Annotated in this window: 22 protein-coding genes; 11 read left to right on the forward strand and 11 right to left on the reverse strand. The window is 65.6% G+C overall.

What is annotated here, in order from left to right:
- The first annotated feature begins 62 nt into the window (after positions 1-62).
- The 3 genes from BJL86_RS10560 (at position 63) to BJL86_RS10570 (ending at position 3625) form a co-directional block, all read left to right on the forward strand.
- Positions 63-1208 (forward strand): alpha/beta hydrolase, encoded by a 1146-nt coding sequence (locus tag BJL86_RS10560; RefSeq protein ID WP_082908542.1) that lies wholly within the window; start codon positions 63-65, stop codon positions 1206-1208.
- Between the two features lie 90 nt (positions 1209-1298).
- Positions 1299-2153, forward strand: a complete 855-nt coding sequence (locus tag BJL86_RS10565) for an AraC family transcriptional regulator (RefSeq protein WP_067475103.1) — start codon at positions 1299-1301, stop codon at positions 2151-2153.
- Between the two features lie 59 nt (positions 2154-2212).
- Positions 2213-3625: an L-serine ammonia-lyase gene (locus BJL86_RS10570; RefSeq protein ID WP_067475100.1), complete on the forward strand. Its 1413-nt coding sequence runs from the start codon at positions 2213-2215 to the stop codon at positions 3623-3625.
- Positions 3626-3714: 89 nt separating this feature from the next.
- Here the strand turns inward: BJL86_RS10570 and BJL86_RS17135 are convergent, their stop codons facing one another.
- On the reverse strand, positions 3715-3978 hold the full coding sequence (locus BJL86_RS17135) for a hypothetical protein (RefSeq protein WP_197487593.1): 264 nt from the start codon (positions 3976-3978) through the stop codon (positions 3715-3717).
- A 508-nt stretch (positions 3979-4486) separates the two neighbouring features.
- On the opposite strand from BJL86_RS17135, the gene BJL86_RS10580 reads away from it, so the two are divergent.
- Positions 4487-4843 carry a hypothetical protein gene (locus BJL86_RS10580; protein ID WP_067475092.1) on the forward strand — a complete coding sequence of 119 codons (357 nt, stop codon included), beginning with the start codon at positions 4487-4489 and terminating at the stop codon, positions 4841-4843.
- 37 nt (positions 4844-4880) lie between these two features.
- Here the strand turns inward: BJL86_RS10580 and BJL86_RS10585 are convergent, their stop codons facing one another.
- Positions 4881-5615: a DUF2786 domain-containing protein gene (locus tag BJL86_RS10585; protein ID WP_067475089.1), complete on the reverse strand. Its 735-nt coding sequence runs from the start codon at positions 5613-5615 to the stop codon at positions 4881-4883.
- A 209-nt stretch (positions 5616-5824) separates the two neighbouring features.
- Here BJL86_RS10585 and BJL86_RS10590 point away from each other — a divergent pair, with 209 nt between their 5' ends.
- The gene (locus tag BJL86_RS10590; RefSeq protein ID WP_067475085.1) at positions 5825-6730 is read left to right on the forward strand and encodes a bile acid:sodium symporter family protein; all 906 of its coding nucleotides are present in this window, start codon (positions 5825-5827) and stop codon (positions 6728-6730) included.
- Positions 6731-6738: 8 nt separating this feature from the next.
- On the opposite strand, the gene BJL86_RS10595 is transcribed toward BJL86_RS10590, so the two are convergent.
- Both BJL86_RS10595 and glyA read right to left on the reverse strand, forming a co-directional pair.
- Positions 6739-7503 (reverse strand): LysR family transcriptional regulator substrate-binding protein, encoded by a 765-nt coding sequence (locus BJL86_RS10595; protein ID WP_067475081.1) that lies wholly within the window; start codon positions 7501-7503, stop codon positions 6739-6741.
- Between the two features lie 45 nt (positions 7504-7548).
- Positions 7549-8829, reverse strand: a complete 1281-nt coding sequence (glyA, locus tag BJL86_RS10600; RefSeq protein WP_197487592.1) for a serine hydroxymethyltransferase — start codon at positions 8827-8829, stop codon at positions 7549-7551.
- A gap of 240 nt (positions 8830-9069) precedes the next feature.
- Between glyA and coaA the strand changes: the two genes are divergently transcribed.
- Positions 9070-10002, forward strand: a complete 933-nt coding sequence (gene coaA, locus BJL86_RS10605; protein WP_067475076.1) for a type I pantothenate kinase — start codon at positions 9070-9072, stop codon at positions 10000-10002.
- A gap of 14 nt (positions 10003-10016) precedes the next feature.
- On the opposite strand, the gene BJL86_RS10610 is transcribed toward coaA, so the two are convergent.
- The 3 genes from BJL86_RS10610 to BJL86_RS10620 are packed head-to-tail and all read right to left on the reverse strand — an operon-like array spanning position 10017 to position 12987.
- Positions 10017-10856: an ABC transporter ATP-binding protein gene (locus BJL86_RS10610; protein WP_082908540.1), complete on the reverse strand. Its 840-nt coding sequence runs from the start codon at positions 10854-10856 to the stop codon at positions 10017-10019.
- Complete coding sequence (locus tag BJL86_RS10615) at positions 10823-11926, reverse strand: FecCD family ABC transporter permease (protein WP_231887231.1); 1104 nt, start codon at positions 11924-11926, stop codon at positions 10823-10825. The genes BJL86_RS10610 and BJL86_RS10615 overlap by 34 nt, the downstream gene beginning before the upstream one ends.
- On the reverse strand, positions 11923-12987 hold the full coding sequence (locus tag BJL86_RS10620) for an iron chelate uptake ABC transporter family permease subunit (RefSeq protein WP_231887230.1): 1065 nt from the start codon (positions 12985-12987) through the stop codon (positions 11923-11925). The genes BJL86_RS10615 and BJL86_RS10620 overlap by 4 nt, the downstream gene beginning before the upstream one ends.
- A 220-nt stretch (positions 12988-13207) precedes the next feature.
- On the opposite strand from BJL86_RS10620, the gene BJL86_RS10625 reads away from it, so the two are divergent.
- From BJL86_RS10625 to BJL86_RS10635, 3 genes are all read left to right on the forward strand, one after another.
- Positions 13208-14224: an ABC transporter substrate-binding protein gene (locus BJL86_RS10625; protein ID WP_067475067.1), complete on the forward strand. Its 1017-nt coding sequence runs from the start codon at positions 13208-13210 to the stop codon at positions 14222-14224.
- Positions 14224-14589, forward strand: coding sequence for a siderophore-interacting protein (locus BJL86_RS10630; protein ID WP_067475065.1), 366 nt, complete (start codon positions 14224-14226; stop codon positions 14587-14589). The genes BJL86_RS10625 and BJL86_RS10630 overlap by 1 nt, the downstream gene beginning before the upstream one ends.
- A gap of 93 nt (positions 14590-14682) precedes the next feature.
- Entirely contained in the window at positions 14683-15717 is a 1035-nt protein-coding gene (locus tag BJL86_RS10635) for an ABC transporter substrate-binding protein (RefSeq protein WP_082908539.1), read from the forward strand.
- A 33-nt stretch (positions 15718-15750) separates the two neighbouring features.
- Here the strand turns inward: BJL86_RS10635 and BJL86_RS10640 are convergent, their stop codons facing one another.
- The 4 genes from BJL86_RS10640 to mca all read right to left on the reverse strand — a co-directional run bounded on the left by BJL86_RS10640 (position 15751) and on the right by mca (position 19313).
- A complete protein-coding gene (locus tag BJL86_RS10640) occupies positions 15751-16518 on the reverse strand; it encodes an isoprenyl transferase (RefSeq protein WP_067475108.1) in 768 nt (255 codons plus the stop codon).
- A 103-nt stretch (positions 16519-16621) separates the two neighbouring features.
- Complete coding sequence (locus BJL86_RS10645) at positions 16622-17743, reverse strand: 3-deoxy-7-phosphoheptulonate synthase (protein WP_067475059.1); 1122 nt, start codon at positions 17741-17743, stop codon at positions 16622-16624.
- A 353-nt stretch (positions 17744-18096) separates the two neighbouring features.
- Positions 18097-18408: a hypothetical protein gene (locus tag BJL86_RS10650; protein ID WP_067475056.1), complete on the reverse strand. Its 312-nt coding sequence runs from the start codon at positions 18406-18408 to the stop codon at positions 18097-18099.
- Positions 18408-19313 carry a mycothiol conjugate amidase Mca gene (gene mca, locus BJL86_RS10655; protein ID WP_067475052.1) on the reverse strand — a complete coding sequence of 302 codons (906 nt, stop codon included), beginning with the start codon at positions 19311-19313 and terminating at the stop codon, positions 18408-18410. Before mca ends, BJL86_RS10650 begins: the two co-directional genes overlap by 1 nt.
- A 146-nt stretch (positions 19314-19459) precedes the next feature.
- Between mca and BJL86_RS10660 the strand changes: the two genes are divergently transcribed.
- Positions 19460-19936 carry a DUF4307 domain-containing protein gene (locus tag BJL86_RS10660; protein ID WP_067475049.1) on the forward strand — a complete coding sequence of 159 codons (477 nt, stop codon included), beginning with the start codon at positions 19460-19462 and terminating at the stop codon, positions 19934-19936.
- A gap of 164 nt (positions 19937-20100) precedes the next feature.
- On the forward strand, positions 20101-20592 hold the full coding sequence (gene greA / locus BJL86_RS10665) for a transcription elongation factor GreA (RefSeq protein WP_067475046.1): 492 nt from the start codon (positions 20101-20103) through the stop codon (positions 20590-20592).
- Positions 20593-20716: the final 124 nt, after the last annotated feature.

Below are 20716 nucleotides of genomic sequence, written 5' to 3' on the forward strand. Positions count from 1 at the left end.
GGGTAGGGCACCCCCATCATGACTAGTATTCATGACACAACCCCAAACCCGTAGGAGTGCACATGCCGTTTTCGTTGCCATCCACGATCGTCCAATCGCTACCGGCCGACGGGCCGACCCGTTCGGTCGGCTGGGCCCCGAACGCCACCGATCGCGCCCGTCGTGCAGCACTCGGAGCCTCGGGACTCGTGCCTTCCGCGGCCACGGCACTCCTCGCGCGGCCCGCGACGATCGCCGACGGAGCACGACTGGACCCCATGTTCCAGCTCGGCGACAAGGTAATCGACATCTTCGGCGATCAACCGCTGTCCGACGAAACCCTTCCCGGCGCACGCAAGAAGACGGTGGCCGCCGCGTACTACACCTCGGGGCCGCACATCCCGGTCGACTACGTCTGCGACCTCTCTATTCCAGTGCCCACCACGGGAGCGGCCACTGGCACGAATATCGGTGCTCGCCTGTACCGGCCGACCAGAGAAAACACGACGCTTCCGCTGCTTGTCTTTATCCACGGTGGAGGATTCGGTGCGGGAACCCTCGACTCGCACGACGTCACCTGCCGCTACTTCGCCACACGCGGACAAGTCGCAGTCTTGTCGGTCGATTACCGCTTGGCGCCGGAGTTCCCCTACCCGACCCCTCTCGATGACTGTGTCGCCGCCTTCCGCTGGGCACGCGAACACGCCGAGGAACTTCGCATCGACCCGGAGCGCATCGCGCTCGCCGGAGACAGCGCGGGCGGCAACCTCACGGCGGCGACGTGTCTTCGCCTCCGCGATGCCGGCGAAGTTGGTCCCGCATTCCAGATGCTGTTCGTTCCCGTCACCACCGCCGAAGCGGGCGGAGGCGGCACGGACTCGTTCACAACCTTCGCTCGCGGCCCCTACCTGACCGCAGAGCACATCAAATACTTCACCGGGGCATACCTTCCCAGCGACGACCTCATTGGCGAACCTTACGTATCTCCGTTGCTCGCCGAGGACCTCTCGGGGCTTCCGTCGGCGCACGTCGCGGTCGCGGGTTTCGACCCGCTCCGCGACCAGGGCGAGGCCTACGCCAGAAGGATGCGGGAGGCCGGGGTACGAGTCTCGCTCCGCCGTCACGAAACAATCGTGCATCCCTTCGTGAACTCCGTCGGCGTCAATGCCGCCGCGCGTTCGGCAGTCGACGAGGCGATCGGCGCGATGCGAATGGGACTCGGCGTCTGACCGGGCCTCGCACCCGATCTCTTCCGGCACAAAAAGTCGGGAATAAGCAGGCTCTCGCCTCTTAGCGTGGACTTCGGATGGGAGGAAGCCATGCGCGAATGGAACGAGGCAGTCGATTACATCGAGGCACACTTGGCGGACGGCGTGTCCGGGCGGGCTCTGGCTGCGATCACGTTGACATCGGAATATCACTTCCGCAGGATGTTCGCGACGCTCGCGGGAATGCCATTGTCCGAATACGTTCGGCGCCGCCGAATGAGCATCGCTACAGGGCAGATACTCGAAGGGCGCGGTGTGCTCGATGTTGCCGTCGACTTCGGTTACGGGTCATCCGAGGCGTTCTCGCGCGCGTTCAAGAATTTGCACGGGATCACCCCTTCGCAGGCTCGTCGTCCCGGCGCGAGTCTTCGTTCCCAACCACGACTGAGATTCCACCTGCACGTAGAAGGGAGTACACACGTGGAGTATCAAATCAGTAAGGCCCCGGCATTCCGGCTCGCAGGTTTCTCGACTAGGGTGCCTTTGGTCCATTCGGGCGCGAACACGGCGATCGAGGAATTCGAAAAGGGATTGGACCAGGAGGCAAAAGCCCGACTGCATTCGCTTTCCGACCGCGAACCGTCAGGGCCGCTCGGCGTCAGCATCAACCTCGACGACCCGCGCGCCGAAGGCATGATGCTGGACTATTGGCACGCGGTCGCCACCACGGCCCAGGTTCCCGAGGAATTCGAGTCCATGGACGTGCCCGCCAGTACCTGGGTGGTGTTCGAAACCCACGGAAGTTTCCCCGAGGCTCTACAACAGTTGTGGGCGACGGCCGCCTCCGAGTGGTTCCCCGCGAACCCCTACCTCTGGGCAAGGGGCCCCGAGATGCTCAAGGTTGAATACCTGAGCGAGAACTCGTGCCGTGGGGAACCTTGGCTCCCCGTCGAGAGGGCGGATTAACCTCGCCGGAGCCACCGAATCGTGGGAGCTCTCGCCACCGACGGTGTCACAATGGATCTATGGCAATCAGCGTGGTCGAGATGTTCTCCATCGGTATCGGGCCGTCGTCATCGCACACGGTCGGCCCGATGCTCGGGGCGGCCCTTTTCGCTCGCGAGCTCGCCGACCAGCACGCCGGTTCCGTCACCCGTATCGAGATCGATTTGTTCGGCTCGCTCGCCGCCACAGGGCGCGGACACGGCACGCCGGGCGCGAAACTCGCCGGACTCGAAGGAGCCGATCCCAAGACGGTCGACCCTTCGCACGTGCTCGCGCTGGCCAACGGTTCCTGCCGGTCGATCACGCTCGTCGGCGGAACAACCCTGCCACTGGATGACGTCGCAGTCACCTTTCGCACCGACCGCAAGGAATTCCGCCACCCCAACACCGTCGAGCTGCGTGCGTTAACTTCAGACGGAGGCGAGATCCTCGAGCGCCGCTTCTTCTCTGTCGGCGGAGGCTTTGTGGAATTCGACGAACCGGCGCACGAAACCGAAGCAACAACATATGTAGAGGACGCTGAGTCCTCCAGCTCACATCCCGCCGGTTTCCGTGCATATTCGTGCGCAGACGAGTTGCTCGCGGCGTGCGCGGACGCCGAGTGCACGGTCGCCGAGCTGGTCAGCGACAACGAGGCCGCCATGAGCGGCCAGGGCCTTGCGGAAAAACATCTGATCGATGTGTGGCATGCCATGCGGGACTGCATCTCGGCCGGATTCAGCGAGCGAGGGACCCTGCCCGGCGGCCTTGATGTGCCTCGCCGTGCGGCCGCACTTTCGCAACAACTGGGAACGGTCGATTCGGTCACCCGGACCATGGACACGCTCTATGCTGCGGCAATCGCCGTCAATGAGGAAAATGCCGCGGGCCACCGCGTTGTCACTGCGCCCACCAACGGCGCGGCCGGCATCGTCCCGGCAGTGTTGCACTGGGCGTTCGAATGCGCGTGGGAACTTCTGGACACCGAAGAAGAACACGACGAAGAAACCGAGTCTCAGCTTGCCGTTCGCTATCTGCTCGCTGCCGGCGGCATCGGTGCGCTCATCAAGGAGCGGGCCTCGATTTCCGGCGCGGAACTCGGCTGCCAGGGAGAGGTCGGCTCCGCCTGCGCCATGGCGGCAGCAGGCCTTACGGAGATAATGGGCGGCACTCCTGCGCAGGTCGAAAACGCTGCCGAGATCGGGATAGAGCACAATCTCGGCCTCACCTGCGATCCGGTCGGCGGGCTCGTGCAGATTCCGTGCATCGAGCGCAATGCCGTCGGCGCCGTCAAAGCCGTGAATGCGTCCGTCCTCGCACTCAAGGGTTCAGGCGAGCACCGAGTCTCCCTAGATACGGCAATCGAGACGATGCGACAAACTGGGCTCGACATGATGGATAAGTACAAGGAGACCTCGCTCGGAGGCCTCGCCGTCAACGTTCCCGAGTGCTAACCGCCGTGTGCACTTATTGTTTTCCAGAAGTCACCTTCAGCCAGCGAGGGTGATGCATAGCCCTGGATTCGTCCTCGCTCTGCTGTCCGCTAGTAGCCGGCCTCACCGGCGTCATAGATATTCGAATCCCCGGCAACGCCCTCTACGCCTGGGTCGTAGACCGGTGCGTCGTCTGCATAGTCGGGCGTGACCGGGTCAGCGGGGACGAAGTCCCCTGCCGTATCGGCACCCGAGGGAGCCTCATACGTCTGCGTTTGCTGCATTTGCTGCTGCTGCTGCGGGTACATCACGTTCGCGCATTGCTGTGTCCAACCCGAGGAGCCATCGGTAAAGAATGTGGTCCCTGATTCCATGGTCCCCGGGTCACCACAGGAAGCCACCTGCTTGTCCAAGCACGTAGTTCCTTGGAACTGTGGTTGCCCCATTGAGCCGACAAGGCAGTTTCCTTCGACGGGTTTCGAATCCGCGGAGTCCGGGTCGGAGACGGCCTCGGCCGTCGTTTCCGTGGTCGGGCTTGCCTTGGTCGTACTCGACGCACTACTCGGAGGCACCGTAGACGTCACTGTGACTGCCTCCGGTTCACTTCCGGAGTTGCCGCATGCGGCCACCGACCGGGTGAGAAAAAGGGCCGCAATGGCCGCAAGGACTTTGTGCATTTTCGTTCTTCCGCGTGAAGTTGGACGTGTGTCGACGATCACTAAGCGGGCGTAAAGGCTCATTTATTACGGGGGTAGCCAAAGGGGTAACCGCATATCGCAATTCACAACCAGAGCGGCCTGCCAGCCGACGTCCGCGCGGCATCCCTACTTTTTCTCGTTCCTGCGCAATACACTTAAGCGACCTCAAGGTCAGGAGACCGTCATGTCCACCCGATCCGTCGCGAAAAAGGTCATCACCACAACCGCCGGACTGGTGGTGAGCGCCGGCGCGATAGTTGCAGTAGTCCCGGCGGCCTCCGCCGAAGTCAGGCCGGGAACGTACACGTCGACAACGCTGTCGGCGGGAAGCGTTCTCCTCGCACGCGAGGGACGGGTCGAGGGAGACGAACTCGTCCTCATCGGACGCTACAAAATCCACCCCACAGAAACCGGCGGATACGTCGACTTCTTCCCCGGACATCGCGTGTACATGGATGACGACGGACAGGGCGGATATCAAGGGGCTGCGTTCCTGGGCCCCTTCGTCATCGGCTCGTTCACCCTCACACCCCGGGGCTAGCGCATCACGCGCGGTGAATTCACACACTGCGCAGGTACTAGGCCGATATCTGTTTTGGACCGCCATCGAGCCGCGCGTTACCGATGTCCACAACGCTACCTGCGCGCATGCCTGCGTCCGACGCTCCGCGGTCGAGACGCGCTCTCGAGCGCCTGCGCCCGGCGAGTACGTATCCATTATCGATGAGCCATTGATCCCTTGCCGCGTCGGCAGCGTCCCTGTCGGAGGTGAACGCGAGTTCCGTCGACGCGCGGTCCCCTGCGGCGCGTTCGCGCTCGCGCTCGGCGGCGACCGAGTATTCGGTCTCGTTGAGCCGCTTGGCGACCGACGTCATAAACGCATAAAGGAACGACATTCGCTTGCGGCGCGTCGAGGCGGAATCGTATCCCCGCGTGGCGATCATGTGGGTCGTACAAATCTGCACCAGGAGCGGCCACAGGAATTCGAGGCGGTCGAGATGCGTGCGTCTGCCGAAGATGACGGCGGTGCGATCGAATTTCCCGTACGTGTACGAGCAGTGCAACGCTGCGGCTATCCGACCGAACGCCGTGCCGTATTCGTGCCCATACTTCATGTTCATGTCGACGCGGAGCACACCGACCTCGCTGCCGGTGTCCCCTTCGCCGATATCGGCCTCCGCCAACCCCTCCCTCGCCATCAGCTCGAAGGCTTTCGCGCGGAAGAGTTCCGACTCGGCGTCGCCGACTGAGCGGTCTGCGCTCTGCGCGAGTAGTTTTCGAATCTTGTCCTTTGTGCTCGATTTCAAAGCCATGGCCGCTCCCCGGTTGCGTTTGTGATCAATCCACTCGGTGCGACGTCGATTCGAACGCAATCGGCTTCCTCTACATTTGTATTCGAGCCGATGGTTGACATTTTTCGACACCATCCACAAGGTTCACCGAGAACCACGACAAGATTGGCATCCTGCAATTTATGCGTTCGGGAGTTACCTAAAGCCGGAAAAGAATAAGTTCTGTGTTTATGGAGAACTCTGGCTTCCTCACCACCGCGCTTCCCCTGGCGCTGGCAATCATCATGCTGGGCCTCGGACTCGGTCTCACCGTCGACGATTTCAAGCGAATCGGGAGGAATCCGCGGGCGGTACTCATCGCGTTGGGCATCCAACTCGTGATTCTCCCCGCGATCGCGCTGGCGTTGATCTACCTCGTTGGCCTGCGGGGAGCTCTAGCGGTCGGCGTCATTCTCCTCGCCGCGTCACCGGGCGGGACGACGGCCAACCTGTTTAGTCATCTTTTCCGCGGGGATGTCGCGCTCAATGTCTCGTTGACGGCCATCAACTCGGTGATCGCCGTGTTCACCCTCCCACTGTTCACGAACATTGCACTCGCACTGTTTTTGCCGGAGTCCGACGAGATCGGCCTCCAGTTCGGCAAGGCCGCGCAGGTCTTCGCTATCGTCTTGCTTCCCGTAGTGATCGGTATGACGATCAGACGGGTGTGGCCGGGCATCGCGGCGAGGTCGGATCGACCCGTGCGCATTTTCTCCGTCATCGTGCTTGCGGCGATCACCGTCGGCGCGATCGCGGCCGAGCGCGAGAACGTGCTCGAATATCTCACGGACGTAGGCGTCGTGACTGGACTGTTCTGCCTGTTCAGCCTGTCTATCGGCTACTTCCTCTCCCGCACACTCAAGCTCTCGCACAGGCAGTCCGTAGCGGCGTCGATGGAGATCGGAGTGCACAACACGACGATCGCGATGACGATCGGCATGTCGGTCATGGGCTCTGCCGAGCTCGCGATCCCCGCCGCCGTCTACTCGATCCTCATGTACATCCTCGCCCCGATTTTCGGGTTCGCGATCACCCGTGGCCGGCGCGGAGACGACGAATCCGAACGCGACGCGCAGCCGTCGGCCGTCGTCCGATAAGCCTGCGGCTATTTCCGGCGTCCCCTGTTCGGACCGCGGCGACCAGTTTTCCCCGATCGAGTTTTCGACACCGGCCCGTCCGCTCGGCGGCGGGCTTCGCCGCTCGCTCCCGCCCCTTTCTTACCGGCCTTCGATTTCGCTTGGGCGCCGGTGTGCGTCGCGGGCTCCGGCCCGCGACTCGTGCGTTCGGTGCGGCCCTGGACGATCCCTACGAAACCGGCGATCTCGTCCTCTTCTCCCCTGTCCGGTAGCCAGGCAATACCCATTCGGGTACGCGGCGGCTCGTCGAGAGGTATGACGACGACGTCCCTGCGCGAGTGAGCGCATGCGAGCGGGAGCGGGAGAAGACCCAGACCTACGTTCGCGGCAACGAGCTCGACATGCATCTCTACTTCTGCAGAGGACGAGGCAAGAGCGTCGACGGGGTCCACCCAGCACTCCCCTTCGAGGTCCGACAAAGAGAGCGACGGAAACAGGGACGCCTCGTGATCGCGGGGCACGAGCACAGCGAGATCCTCGAGATACAGCGGAATCCGAGCGAGTCCCTCCGGCGCCGAACGCGGCGCCTCGGCGGGCTCTCGCACGAAGACGACGTCGAACTCGGAGGCGAGAAGATCCTGCGCCTGGGCGAGCTGGGCACGTCCGACGTCAACAAGCGTGGTGGCCATATGCACCGTGGGAAAGCGGCCGGCCATGCGGCGCAGCCACTTGTCGGGCGACAGCCCCGGCGGGTAGCCGATGCGGAGGCTGGCTGCCGGGGCTGTGGGAGCCACTGGGGGCTCGTGTGCACTCATGGTTACTGGACACACCGCCTGGCGTTATCCGAGGAGCTTCCAGTCCTCGAGACCGTCGTACAGCGGCTTGGCCTGCGCGAGCGCGGTGACGCGGGCGTTGAGCGCGGCCACGTCGGCCTTGTCTCCCGCAACAAGCGCGGTGGCGATGATGTCGGCGACCTCGCGGAAATCGTCGTCATCGAAGCCGCGGGTCGCGAGCGCCGGGGTGCCGATGCGCAGGCCGGAGGTGACCATCGGCGGGCGCGGGTCGAACGGGACGGCGTTGCGGTTGACGGTGATGCCGACCGAATGCAGGAGATCCTCGGCCTGCTGGCCGTCGAGCGCGGAATTGCGCAGGTCCGCGAGCACAAGGTGCACGTCGGTACCGCCGGTGAGCACGTCCACACCCGCCTCCTTGCAGTCGGACTGGGTGAGGCGCTCGGCGATGATCTGCGCGCCGGAGACCGTGCGCTTCTGGCGCTCGGCGAAGTCTGCGGAGCCGGCGATCTTCATCGCGATGGCCTTCGCCGCGACGGCGTGCATCAGCGGCCCGCCCTGCTGCCCCGGGAACACCGCGGAATTGATCTTCTTGAACAGGTCGAGATCGTTGGTGAGGATCATGCCCGAGCGGGGGCCCCCGAGCGTCTTGTGCACGGTCGTCGACACGACGTCGGCGTACGGCACCGGGCTCGGGTGCAGACCTGCGGCGACGAGCCCTGCGAAGTGCGCCATGTCGACCCAGAGCTTCGCGCCGACCTCGTCGGCGATTTCGCGGAACTTCGCGAAATCCTGCTGCCGCGGGTAGGCGGACCAGCCGGCGATGATCACCGCGGGCTTTTCCGCGATGGCCTGTTCGCGCACGGCGTCCATGTCGATCTGCATCGTCTCCGGGTCGACCTCATACGCGGCGACCTCGTACAACTTGCCGGAGAAGTTCAGCGCCATGCCGTGGGTGAGGTGGCCGCCATGGGCGAGCGACAGGCCCATGATCTTCTCTCCCGGTGTCGCCAGCGACATGAGCACGGCGGCGTTCGCCTGGGCGCCCGAGTGCGGCTGCACGTTCGCGTACTTAGCGCCGAAGACCTCCTTGGCGCGCGAGCGGGCGAGCTCCTCGGCCTGGTCGACGAATTCGCAGCCGCCGTAGTAGCGGCGCCCCGGGTAGCCCTCGGCGTACTTGTTGGTGAGCACGGAGCCCTGCGCCTGCAGCACGGCGCGAGGAACGAAGTTCTCCGACGCGATCATCTCGAGGGTGTTGCGCTGGCGACCGAGTTCGCCGGCCATAGCCTCCGCGAGTTCGGGATCGAGCTCGCCTAGCGAGGTGGTCATCACGTCGGGGTTAGACATCGTTTGCTGGTCCTCCTACGGCCGCGTACATCGTGCTGGCAGATCGCTTCTGCGTTCATTCTAGGGTGCACCAGCCCCCGTACCGCCAGCGGAATGCCGCTCGTGTCCGCTCCCTGCGGATGTCAATGGCGATTACTGGCTAATTCTCAGGGTGATTAAGACAAAAGCAATGCCGCCTGGAACAATCGGCCAGAGACCAACTGCCAACGGAAAAGGTAGAGCGTGAGTCGGAACACGAGCGAACCCTCGCCGTACATCGAATTCGACCGGCCGCATTGGAAGCGGCTGCGTCAATCGATGCCCATGGTGCTGTCCGAACAGGACATCCAGGGTCTACGCGGTATACAGGACCACCTCGATCTCGACGAGGTGGCAGATATTTATCTGCCGCTTTCACGGCTTATCCATCTGCAGGTATCCGCACGCCAGCGCCTGTTCCAGTCGACCAACACGTTCCTCGGTAAATCCGCCGAACGGTCGGTGCCGTTCGTCATCGGCATCGCAGGATCGGTGGCGGTCGGCAAGTCGACCACCGCCCGCGTGCTGCAGGCGCTTCTGTCGCGGTGGGATTCGCATCCCCGCGTCGATCTCGTCACCACCGATGGCTTCCTCTACCCCAATAAGGAGCTCGAGAGGCGCAACCTCATGCAGCGCAAGGGCTTCCCGGAGTCCTACGATCGGCGGGCTCTTCTACGTTTCGTGACGGCGGTCAAGTCCGGCGCCGACGTGGTCTCCGCGCCCGTGTACTCGCACAAGGTGTACGACATCGTCCCCGATCAGAAGATCGAGGTGCGCCAGCCGGACATTCTCATCGTCGAGGGGCTCAACGTCCTGCAGACCGGACCGAAGCTCATGGTCTCGGACCTGTTCGATTTCTCGGTTTACGTGGACGCGAAGATCGACGACATCGAAAGCTGGTACGTCGAGCGCTTCCTCACGCTGCGCAACACGGCATTCCAGGACCCGAATTCGCACTTCAACCACTACGCGACGCTCACCGACGACGCCGCCCGCAGCGCCGCGAGCCAGATCTGGGGCTCGGTCAACCGCCCCAACCTGGTGGAGAACATCCTGCCGACCCGTCCGCGCGCGACCCTGGTGCTGCGTAAGAACTCCGACCACTCCATTCAGCGGTTGCGCCTGCGCAAGGTGTAGCCGGACACACTCCGTTAGTCCGGCAGCACCACCGGGTGCCCGAGTTCGGGATCGCCGATCACCCGGCAGTCGAGGTCGAACACGTCCTTGAGGTTCTCCGGCGTAACAACCTCCGCGGGCGCCCCACGGAAGCGGATCTCCCCGTCGCGCATCGCGATGAGATCGGTGGCGAATCGCGCGGCGAGCGCCAACTCGTGCAACACGGCGACGACAGTCCGCCCCTCCGCGCGCAGCTCATCCGCGATGCGCAGCACCTCCATCTGGTGCGTGATGTCGAGGTAAGTCGTCGGCTCGTCGAGCAGCAGCAGCTCGGTCTCCTGCGCGAGCACCATCGCGATCCACACTCGCTGGCGCTGTCCGCCGGACAGCTCGTCGACATAGCGGTCGGCGAGCGCACTCGTGCTCGTCCGTTCCAGCGCGGCGTCGATCGCCCGCTCGTCCTCGCGCGACCACTGCGACCACAGTGTCTGGTGTGGGTAGCGCCCGCGCGCCACGAGATCGCGGACGCTGATCCCGTCCGGGGCTACCGAGGACTGCGGCAACAGCCCGAGCTTGCGCGCAACCTCCTTGGTGCCGTAACTGGATATCGCTTTTCCATCGAGGATGACGTCGCCGCCCGTGGGTTTGAGCAGGCGCGAGAATGCGCGCAGCAGCGTCGATTTCCCGCACGCGTTCGGCCCGACGATCACGGTGAACCCGCCCGGCTCGATGGACGCGCTCAGATCGGAGATCACCGTTTTCTCCCCGTAGCCGACGCGGAGGTTCCGGCCGGCGAGAAGATCGGCGTGGCTGGCATTGGTGGTGGTCACGTACGTGCCTCCTACTTGGTCCGAGCTTCGCGAGCGAGAAGCCATACGAGATAGATGCCGCCGACACACACGGTCACCGCCCCCACCGGGAGGTCGGCGTCGGCGAATGCGTGCTGGGAAATGAGATCCGCGGCCGGGACGATCGCGGCGCCGATCGCCGCGGAGCCGAGCAACGTCACCGAGTCTCCGGTGCGGCACAGCAGCCGCGCGATCTGGGGCGCGGCCAGCGCGACGAACATGATCGGCCCGGCCACCGCCGTCGCGACCGCGGTGAGCGCGACGCCCAGGACGATGAGAATGGCCTTCGCGCGTTCGACGGGCAGGCCGAGCACCTTCGCCACGTCGTCACCGAGCTCGAGGTAAGGCATCCACCGGCCGGAAACGAACAGGCACACCACGAGCGCGCCGATGCTGGCCGCCGCGATCGCCACGGTGTTCCACGTCGTCCCGAGGAGGCTGCCCGCGCCCCACACCGCTACCTCCATCGCCACGTCGAGGTCGGCGACGATGGAGAACCACGTGTTGAGCGAGGCGAGCATCGCCGAGACCGCGATACCGACGATGATGAACCGGAAGCCCTGCACGCCGCGCCGAAACGCGAGCGCATACACGACGAACGCGGTGGCCAGCCCGCCGATGACGGCGCCGATGGAGGTCCACACGAGGCCGGAGAATCCGGCGATCGTCACGGCGATAACGCCGACGTAGGCGCCGTTGTTGAAGCCGACGATATCGGGGCTGCCGAGGGGATTGCGGGTCAGCGATTGGAAGATCGCCCCCGAGAGCCCCAGGGCCGCACCGAGCACAATCGCGACGACCGCGCGCGGGAAGCGCCACTCGAACACGACCTTGTTGAGTGCCTTGCTGCCGTCGCCGCGCAGCACCTCCCACAACTCGGTCGCCGAGACCTCGATCGTGCCCAGGGCCAGCGCGAAGTAGGTGCATAGCGCGATCGGCACAAGGATCAACGCGGACACCACGAGCACGCGCACGCGTAACTCCCCGCCGACGCGGCCTGCGCGAAACCGTAGGAACATGCCGGCATCGCCGCGACGAATGCTGAACCCGGCAGCGTCCGAGGACGCCGCAGGATCCCCCTCCCGAGTCTGAGTCATAGCCCCGAAGCCCTTTCCCTGCGCACGAGAACGATGAGGATCGGCGCGCCGACGAACGCGGTGACGATCCCGACGGGCAACTCCCCGGATACCAGGAACCGCCCGAGTACGTCCGAGCCGATGAGCAGCACCGGGGCGAGCAGGATCGTGTACACGACGATCCAGCGCTGATCGGGACCGATGATCCAGCGCACGACGTGCGGGATCATCAACCCGATGAACGCGATCGGACCGGCCGCGGCGACGGCCCCTCCGCACAACAGCATGATCGCGAGCAGACTCACCCCGCGCACGAGTGGGACCCGGGCGCCGAGGCTCGTCGCCGAGTCCTCCCCCAGCGCGAGCGCGTTGAGCGGGCGCGCGCACAGGAGCGCGATGACGAGGCCGGCCACGATAAACGGCAGGACCGACGTCAGAGTTTCCGGTGGACGGTCGGCGACGGAGCCGGCCTCCCAGAAGCGCACCTGTTCGTAGATGCTCGCGTCGAGCAGCCCGATAGCGCGGTTCGCTCCGAGCAGCACCGAGCCCAGCGCCATCCCGACGAGCGTGAGCCGCAGCGGCGTCGCACCCTTACCGCCGCCCGCAGCGATCCCGAACACCATGACCGACGCGATCGCCGCGCCCGCCATCGCGAGCCACACGTAGCTCGACACCGCCTCGATACCGAGAAAGGCAATACCGAGTGTGACGGCGAAGCTCGCGCCCGCGTTGACCCCGAGAATGCCCGGATCGGCGAGGGGATTGCGCGTGACGGCCTGGATCAGGGCGCCGGCCACGCCGAGGGCCATCCCCACGACGAGCCCGAGAACGGTCCGCGGTACACGAAGGTCGTGGACGACGATCGAGGCAGCCGAGCCATCGGGGCTCCACAGCACCTGCCATGCCCGTCCGGCGGCGACCTCCCCGGAGCCGGAGAACAGGCTCGCCGCGATGATCGCAGCCAGCAGCCCCGCCGACACCGCGAGGAACACCGCGTGCCTGGCTGCGATCCGGCGCAGAGGGCTCGGGCTCCCTCTCCCCGCGAGCGGCCTCGCCTCGTTCGGCTGTTTCGTCTGTGTCACCAACTACCCGCCTCGTCGAAGTGTGGCGTAGATCTCTTCTGAATCTGAAAAATTTTTAGGATTGATACAGCTAACATAGCCTAGGCTAACCGTTAAACATTTACGCTCCACTACCCGGCCCCGCGCTTGCGCGCCGCATGGCGCAGTCATCGCGGCCCGAGTGGGACGGTGGAAACCTACCACCGCCTCGCCTCGCTCGCCGGTTAGGAGAAAGGACCCCATGTACGCATCCCGTAAGCGCACGCGGCTCGTGGCTGCCACCGCGCTCCTCGCCGCCACGGCCCTTCTCGGCTCGGCCTGCTCCTCCACCGAGGACTCGGCCTCCGAGTCCGGTTCCCAGTCCTCCGCTGCCGGCAGCGAGGAGACCCGCACGGTCGAGACCGAGAACGGCGAGATCGAGATTCCCGCCGAGCCGCAGAAGGTCGTCGTGCTCAACAACGCGCTCGCCGGCTACGCCTACCACCTCGACCTCCCTGTCGATGCGACGGTCGCCGAGTCCACCGGCAAGGAGGGCAAGCCCGGCCAGTTCTGGGAGGAAGAGGCCGCGGAGAACGAGACCAAGTTCCTCCCGTGGTCGAACGACGGGTTCGACCTCGAGGCGATCCTCGCAGAAGAGCCCGACCTGATTATCGCCGGCGGCATCGGCTTCCCGTACCGCCACGCGACCCAGCAGTACGACGAGCTCTCCGACATCGCCCCCACCCTCGTCGTGCCGGACTCGCTCGACACCTGGCAGGCACAGTTCGAGTTCCTCGCGGATTCGGTGGGCAAGCCCGAGGTCTTCGACGAGGCCGAGAAGACCTACAACGACCGCGTCGCCGAAGTTCGCGAAAACATCGAGCTCCCGCCGACCCCGGTCGCCTACTACGTCCAGAACGCCGACGGGAAGACCTACGTCGCCAATGACGAGGTCGGCTTCCCGAAGGAATTGGCCGAGGTCGGTCTGGAACCGGCTCCGCTCAAGGAGACCGGCAAGTTCGAGTCCTACGGCGGCTCCGGCGACATCCTCACCATCAGCAAGGAGCAGATCACCTCCGAGCTCACCATGCCGACGGTGTTCGTTCTCGGATTCAACCGCGACGTCGTGACGGCGGAGGAGCTGAGCCAGGACCCGGTCTTCGCCGACCTGCCCGCATTCAAGGACGGACACGCCTACGACCTGCCGTACTGGGTGCACCGCCCGGACTATGACGAGGCCCTCGGCACGCTCGACAAGATCGAGGAGCTGTTCGGTTAATGTCCCGACTGGCGGTACGGCCTCTTCCGCTCGTGCTTCGCGAGCTCGAGGTGGCCGCGGTTCACGACGTCACCCCGCGCCTCCGGCGCATCACGCTCACCGGACCGCAACTGTTCGCGTTCAGCACGGATGCGTCTAGAACCGACACCGCCACCCCCTCGCCCGGAGGGGAGCCCGTGGAACTTCCCACGTTCTCCTCTCCGGGTTTCGACGACCACGTCAAATGCATTTTCACCTCTGACGTCGGAGGAAGCGACCTCCCGGTCCAATTGCCCCACGGCATCGAATGGCCACCGTCGGCCATGCGCGTCGCCCGGGACTACACGCCGACACGCTTCGATCCGGTCACCGGCGAACGACGCTGACGATCGCGTAGGACTGCGAGCACGCCGTCGACCGGCGCGCGTGCGCGAACACCGGCGGCGACGCGATAGCCTTGCTTGTCGGAAAGGATCGAGATGAGGCTTAGTTCTTCGCGCGTGTACCGGCGTTCGCTCCAGGCGGTCGCCGTGGTGTCGGCAGCCGCGCTTGTCACAGCGGCGTGCTCGGATTCGGGAGGCGACGGCTCGCAGGATTCGTCGTCGACGACCACCTCGTCGACCACCGCATCCGCGGCGCCGCACACGGTCAACACCGAAATGGGCAGCGTCGAGGTTCCGGCGGGGCCTAAGCGTGTCGTCGTGCTCGGCTACCGCCTCACCGGTCTCGCCTTCAATCTCGGCGCCCACGTCAAGGGCACCATCCCGGAAATGGCCGGCGGCTCCAGCGATGCCTCCCAGGCGTGGAGCGACGCGTCGGCCTCCGAGGGCACCACGTTCCTCCCCTGGTTCCCCGACGGCTTCGACATCGCCGGCATCAAGGCGCTCGACCCCGATCTCATCATCGGCGGCGGCCCCGGGCTCGAGCACGAGCATGCGGTACAGGCCTACCCGGAGCTCGAGCAGATCGCGCCGACCGTCGTCATCGGCGAAGACGAAACGTCGTGGAAAGACCAGGCCGAGATCATGGCCGATGCCCTCGGCGCGAAGAAGAAGCTCGCGAAAATGACGAAGAACTACGACGAATTCGTTAGTTCGATCCGCGAGAACATCAACGCCCCCGAGGGCGACGTCGGGTACCTCGTCTTCGACGCCGAGGGGCGACCCTACGCGGCGAACGAGAACATCGGGCTGCCCGCCGAGCTCACCGACATCGGGCTCGAGCCAGCGAAGTACTCGCAAATGCCGGGCCTCGAGCCCGCCGGGGCGAGTGGGGAGCTGCTCGCGGTGCCGCCCGAGCGCGTCGAGGAGGTGTTCGACCAGGACAACCTTTTCGTGCTCGGGTACGGCCGCGATGTCGTCAACCCCGGCGAGCTCTCCCGCGATCCGCAGTACGCGGACCTGCCGGCGATCAAGAATTTCCGCGCCTTCGGGCTCGACTACTGGTCGCTGAGCCCCGGCTACGACGAGATCATGAAGACGCTCGGCACGATGCAGCTCCTCTTCGCGAAGTAGCGCCGAATAACGCCTCTGACGTCGGAGGGGCGCCTATTTCCCGAAGCGCCGGTTGCGCTGCCCGAAGTCGCGGATCGCGCGGAGGAAATCGACCTTACGGAACGCCGGCCAATACGCCTCGGTGAACCAGATCTCCGAATAGGCGCTCTGCCACAGCAGGAACCCGGAAAGGCGTTGCTCGCCGGACGTACGAATCACGAGGTCCGGATCGGGCTGGCCCTTGGTATAGAGGTGCTCGCCGATCCCGTCGACCGTGATTCCCTCGATGAGCTCCTCCCCGGACTTTCCGTCCGCGACGAGCTCGGCGACCAGATCCCGCGCGGCATCGGTGATCTCCTGCCGCCCGCCGTAGCCCACGGCCACGTTGACCAACGTGCCAGTGTTGTCCTTCGAGGAATCCTGGGCCGCCTGCAGCCGGGCCGCGAGCGGCTCGGGCAGCAGCCACGTGTGGCCGACGACCCCGACGCGCCAGTTCGAATTCGATCGCGAGATCTCCTCGACCACGTCGCCGATGATGTCGAGCAGCAGATCGAGCTCCGAGGCGTCACGTTCGAGGTTCTCCACCGACAACAGGTAGATCGTGGCGATCTCGATGCCCAGATCATCACACCACTGGAGCAGCTCGGCGACCTTGACGGCGCCGGCGCGGTGCCCGTGGGAGACGTCCGTGAACCCTGCTTCCTTTGCCCAGCGGCGGTTGCCGTCGCACATCACGGCGACGTGCCGCGGCATGCGCTCCGAGTCCAGGCTCGCGCGCAGCCGGTTCTCGTACAGCGAGTAAACGGGAGAGGGCAATTTCACGTGTTCCACACTACCGCGCACGCGCCGCACGTCTCGTTCCGTCGGGCGATACGTGCGCGGTTCGGCATGCGCGCCCGCGTGACGACACGCGGCGCCACACGACCTACTCTGCGGGAACCGAGACGAGCGCCCGCCGGCGGGCGACGGCGTCGCGCAGCTCGCGTAGCCGCTCGGCGGTCGTGTCCCAGTCGATGCACTTATCGGTCACCGACTGCCCGTAGGTGAGCGGCTCGGCGTCGGTGGACTGTGCACCGCCGACGAGGAAACTCTCGACCATGACCCCGTTGACGCCGGTTTCCCCCGCCGCGATGCGCTCGGCGAGCTCGCCGAGCAGCTCGGCCTGGCGCACGTGGTCCTTACCCGAGTTCGCGTGCGAGGCGTCGACCATCACGCCCGGGTTCATCCCCGCCGCGGCGATCTCCTCGCACGCCGCCGACACCGAGGCCGCGTCGGCATTCGGCCCGGCGGTGCCTCCGCGCAGGATCACGTGGCAATCGGAGTTGCCGGTGGTCTCCACGACGGCGGTCTCGCCATCGCCATTGAGCCCGAAGAAGTGGTGCCCCGAGGCAGCCGAGCGGCAGCCGTCGAGAGCAACGCCGACCCGGCCGTCGGTGGCGTTCTTGAACCCGATGGGCATGGACACGCCGCTGGCGAGCTGGCGGTGCACCTGGCTCTCGGTCGTCCGCGCACCGATCGCGCCCCACGACACGGCGTCGGCGATGTACTGCGGGCTATTGGGCTCGAGGAATTCGCATCCGACCGGCAGTCCGAGCGCGAGCACGTCGGTGAGCAGCTTGCGCGCCACGCGCAGCCCGCGCGCGATGTCGTAGGTGCCGTCCATGTCGGGGTCGTTGATGAGCCCCTTCCAGCCGACGGTGGTGCGCGGCTTCTCGAAGTACACGCGCATCACGATGTGGAGCTGGTCGGACAGCTCGGACGCGAGCGGGGCCAACCGGCGGGCGTAGTCGAGCGCGGCCTCGGGATCGTGCACCGAGCACGGCCCGACGACCACGAGCAAACGGTCGTCGCGCCCGGCGAGGATATCGGCGGCGCCGCGGCGCCCATCCTCGACGACCTCGACGGCCATATCCGACAGCGGGTATTCCGAGCGCACCTGGCGCGGCGAGGGCAGCGGGTGGAACTTGACCACGCGGCGGTCGTCGGTGGGTCCGTCCGCCCGCGTGTCGCTGCCGGGTTGGGTGCCGGGATGTTCTTCTGTGCTCATCGGTGTGTCTTCCTCTTCGGGGTCATCTGGCGTGGCTGAAAGAGCCTGCGCCCCGGGGGCATCAGCCGAAAAGCGAAAAGCCCGGGGCAACAAAAAAGCGACGACCTGTGGACAGGCCATCGCTTCCGGCTCCGGGCGTTACGCGCTAGGCAGTGCAACTAGCGGCGGCTCCACCCGGAGCCCCGCTAAACCAATACCTGCGCGCGTTCAACACGCCACGAACGTAGCACAACTTGCGCTCGCCGCACCACCCCGCGCTCCCGCGCCGTGGCAACACCCGTCCCAGATCTCGGGACTCAAATCGCACCCTCGCAGGTGGGAGGCCTCGCGAATGTCGGCGGAGGAACGCCGAATTACCGGTCGCCGGGCTGCGGAATATCTCCGTCGTCATCGGCGTCGGTGACGACCCCGGAGCGGTCGGTGCCCTCGTCGACGAGCTGATCGGCCTCCGGATCCTCCGGGTCGAACGAGTCGGGAAGGTTCTTGAGCCGGGAATTCATGTTCCACACGAGCGCGACGGTGACGATGAGCAGTAACAGCACGACCGGGATGCCGATCGGCGAGGCCTTACCGAATTCGGCGCCCTCGGGCGGCTCCGGCTCGGCTTGCGCGAGGATCGTCGCGCCCTGGTACACCGCGAGCTGCGCGTCTAGCAGTCCCGGCATCAAATGCTCCACTCCGGCTCATTGCCCTGGACACCATTGAAGAGGTCGTCCTCGAAGTCCGGTTCGCCGTAGTCGGGCAGATCCAGGCGGGTGCGGGCGAGCTCGAACTCCTCGGTCGGCCACACGTTGCGCTGCACGTCGAGCGGGACACGGAAGAACATTCCCGTCGGATCGATCTGCGTGGCGTGCGCGAGCAGCGCGTCGTCGCGCTGGCGGAAGTATTCGCCGCAGGGCACGCGCGTGGTGACCCGGTCCATGATGTCCTTGGTCCCGCGTTCCTCGGCGCGCTTGAACCAGTCCTCGAACGGGTGCTCGCCGGTGAGCTTGTACGTCGCCTCGTCGAGCAGCTTGAACCGTGAGAGCAGGAAGCCATGCGTGTAGTACAGCTTCTGCACCGGCCATGCCTCGCCGAGCTCCGGGTGATATTCGGGGTCCGCCGCCGCATCGTAGGCCGCCATCGAGATCTTGTGCACCTGGATGTGGTCGGGGTGCGGGTAGCCCCCGTTCTCGTCGTAGGTTATGACGACGTGCGGACGGAATTCCCGGATGATCCGCACGAGCTTCTGCGTGGGGACATCGGGGTCGAGCGTCGCGAAGGAGCCCTCCGGCAGCGCCGGCATCGGATCGCCTTCGGGAAGGCCGGAATCGACGTAGCCCATCCACAGATGCGAGACGCCGAGCGCGGCGGCGGCGCGAGACATCTCCTCGTGGCGCACGGCCGAGATGTTGTCGCGCACCTCCGCGGTGTCCATCGCGGGGTTGAGGATGCTCCCGGCCTCCCCACCGGTCGCGGTGGCCACGAGCACGTCGTGCCCCTCGGCGACGTAGCGCGCCATGGTTGCTGCGCCCTTCGACGATTCGTCGTCCGGGTGGGCGTGTACCGCCAGCAGGCGCAAGCCTGGCATGTGTGCTCCTTGAAACGTCATGCTGGGACCGCGGATGCGGCCCGTTCAATCGCTGCCCCTTATTCTAGGAAGGTAAACGGTGTCCGCGTCCACCAGGTGGGTATTTCGCGGCGCGGACGAGGCAAGGAACGAAGGCGGGATTCTCCATGGCCCAGCGTGATCAACCCGGCAAGGGCGGCGGTTCCCCGCACCGCCCGGAGGGTCGCTACGCGAAGTCTTCCGACAACGTCGGGCTCGTGCCCAGCCGCATCATGGCGGTCATCCTCGCCGTGTTGGCGGTGGCGCTTCTCGTCGCCGTCGGCGCCTACATCTACGAGCAGTTCACTGCCGAGAAGATCGAGGGCGAGGTCACCGACGCCCAGGTCATCGACGACCATACGGTCTCGGCGACGGCGTCGATTGATCGCTCCGAGCCGGATCGCGAGGCCTACTGCATTTTCCGTAGCCGTGAATATTCCGGCGCCGAGGTCGGCCGGGCGGAGGTCTACCTGCCGCCGGGCGAGGAGACGACGAATGCATCGGTCGAATTCTCCACCACGTCCCGCGCCTACGTTTCCGAGCTCTACGGGTGCGCCTACGAGGTCCCGCCCTACCTCGACCACGAGGCCGCTTCCGGGCAGTAGCCCGGCACTATCCTGGGATGGCGTCGAGCGCGACGCGCTTACCTGCACCTGTGTTAGAATTCCTCTCGCTGCACGGACCTGCGCCAGTCGCCGGCCGTGCATTTCCATATACCGGCCGCCCTGCCGCCGGCATCTAGTCAACTCACCATTTGAGGGAGGCCACAATGACTGAAGGCCAGACCTGGCTCACTCAGGAGTCCTACGACAAGCTTTCGGCCGAGAAGGAAGCGCTCATCGCGAACCGTCCGGTCATCGCCGCCGAGATCAACGAGCGGCGCGAAGAGGGCGACCTCAAGGAGAACGGCGGCTACCACGCCGCGCGCGAGCAGCAGGGGCAGGAAGAGGCGCGCATCCGCCAGCTCGACGAGCTGCTGTCGAATGCGACGATCGGCGAGGCCCCGACCGAGTCGGGCGTCGCCCATGTCGGCTCGGTTGTCCGCGTCTACTTCGATGGCGACGAGGACGACAAGGAAACGTTCCTCATCGCCACCCGCGAGGAGGGGTCGTCGAAGGCAGACCTCGAGACGTTCTCCCCCGATTCGCCGATCGGCCAGGCCGTCCTCGGCGCCAAGTCCGGCGACACGGTTGAGTACCCGGCGCCCAACGGTTCGATGATCAAGGTCACGATCGTCACCGCGGAGCCCTACAAGGCATAGTCCGACCGCGCCCCGACCGGGGCGCGCGATCTGGTCGACGAAACACGGCACCCGCCGCGAGCGGGTGCCGTTTTTGCGCCGTCATGCGCTATGGTTCTCGGGGTGAAACGTGAGGTCGGCGGCC

Source organism: Dietzia timorensis, from assembly GCF_001659785.1.
Taxonomy (GTDB): domain Bacteria; phylum Actinomycetota; class Actinomycetes; order Mycobacteriales; family Mycobacteriaceae; genus Dietzia; species Dietzia timorensis.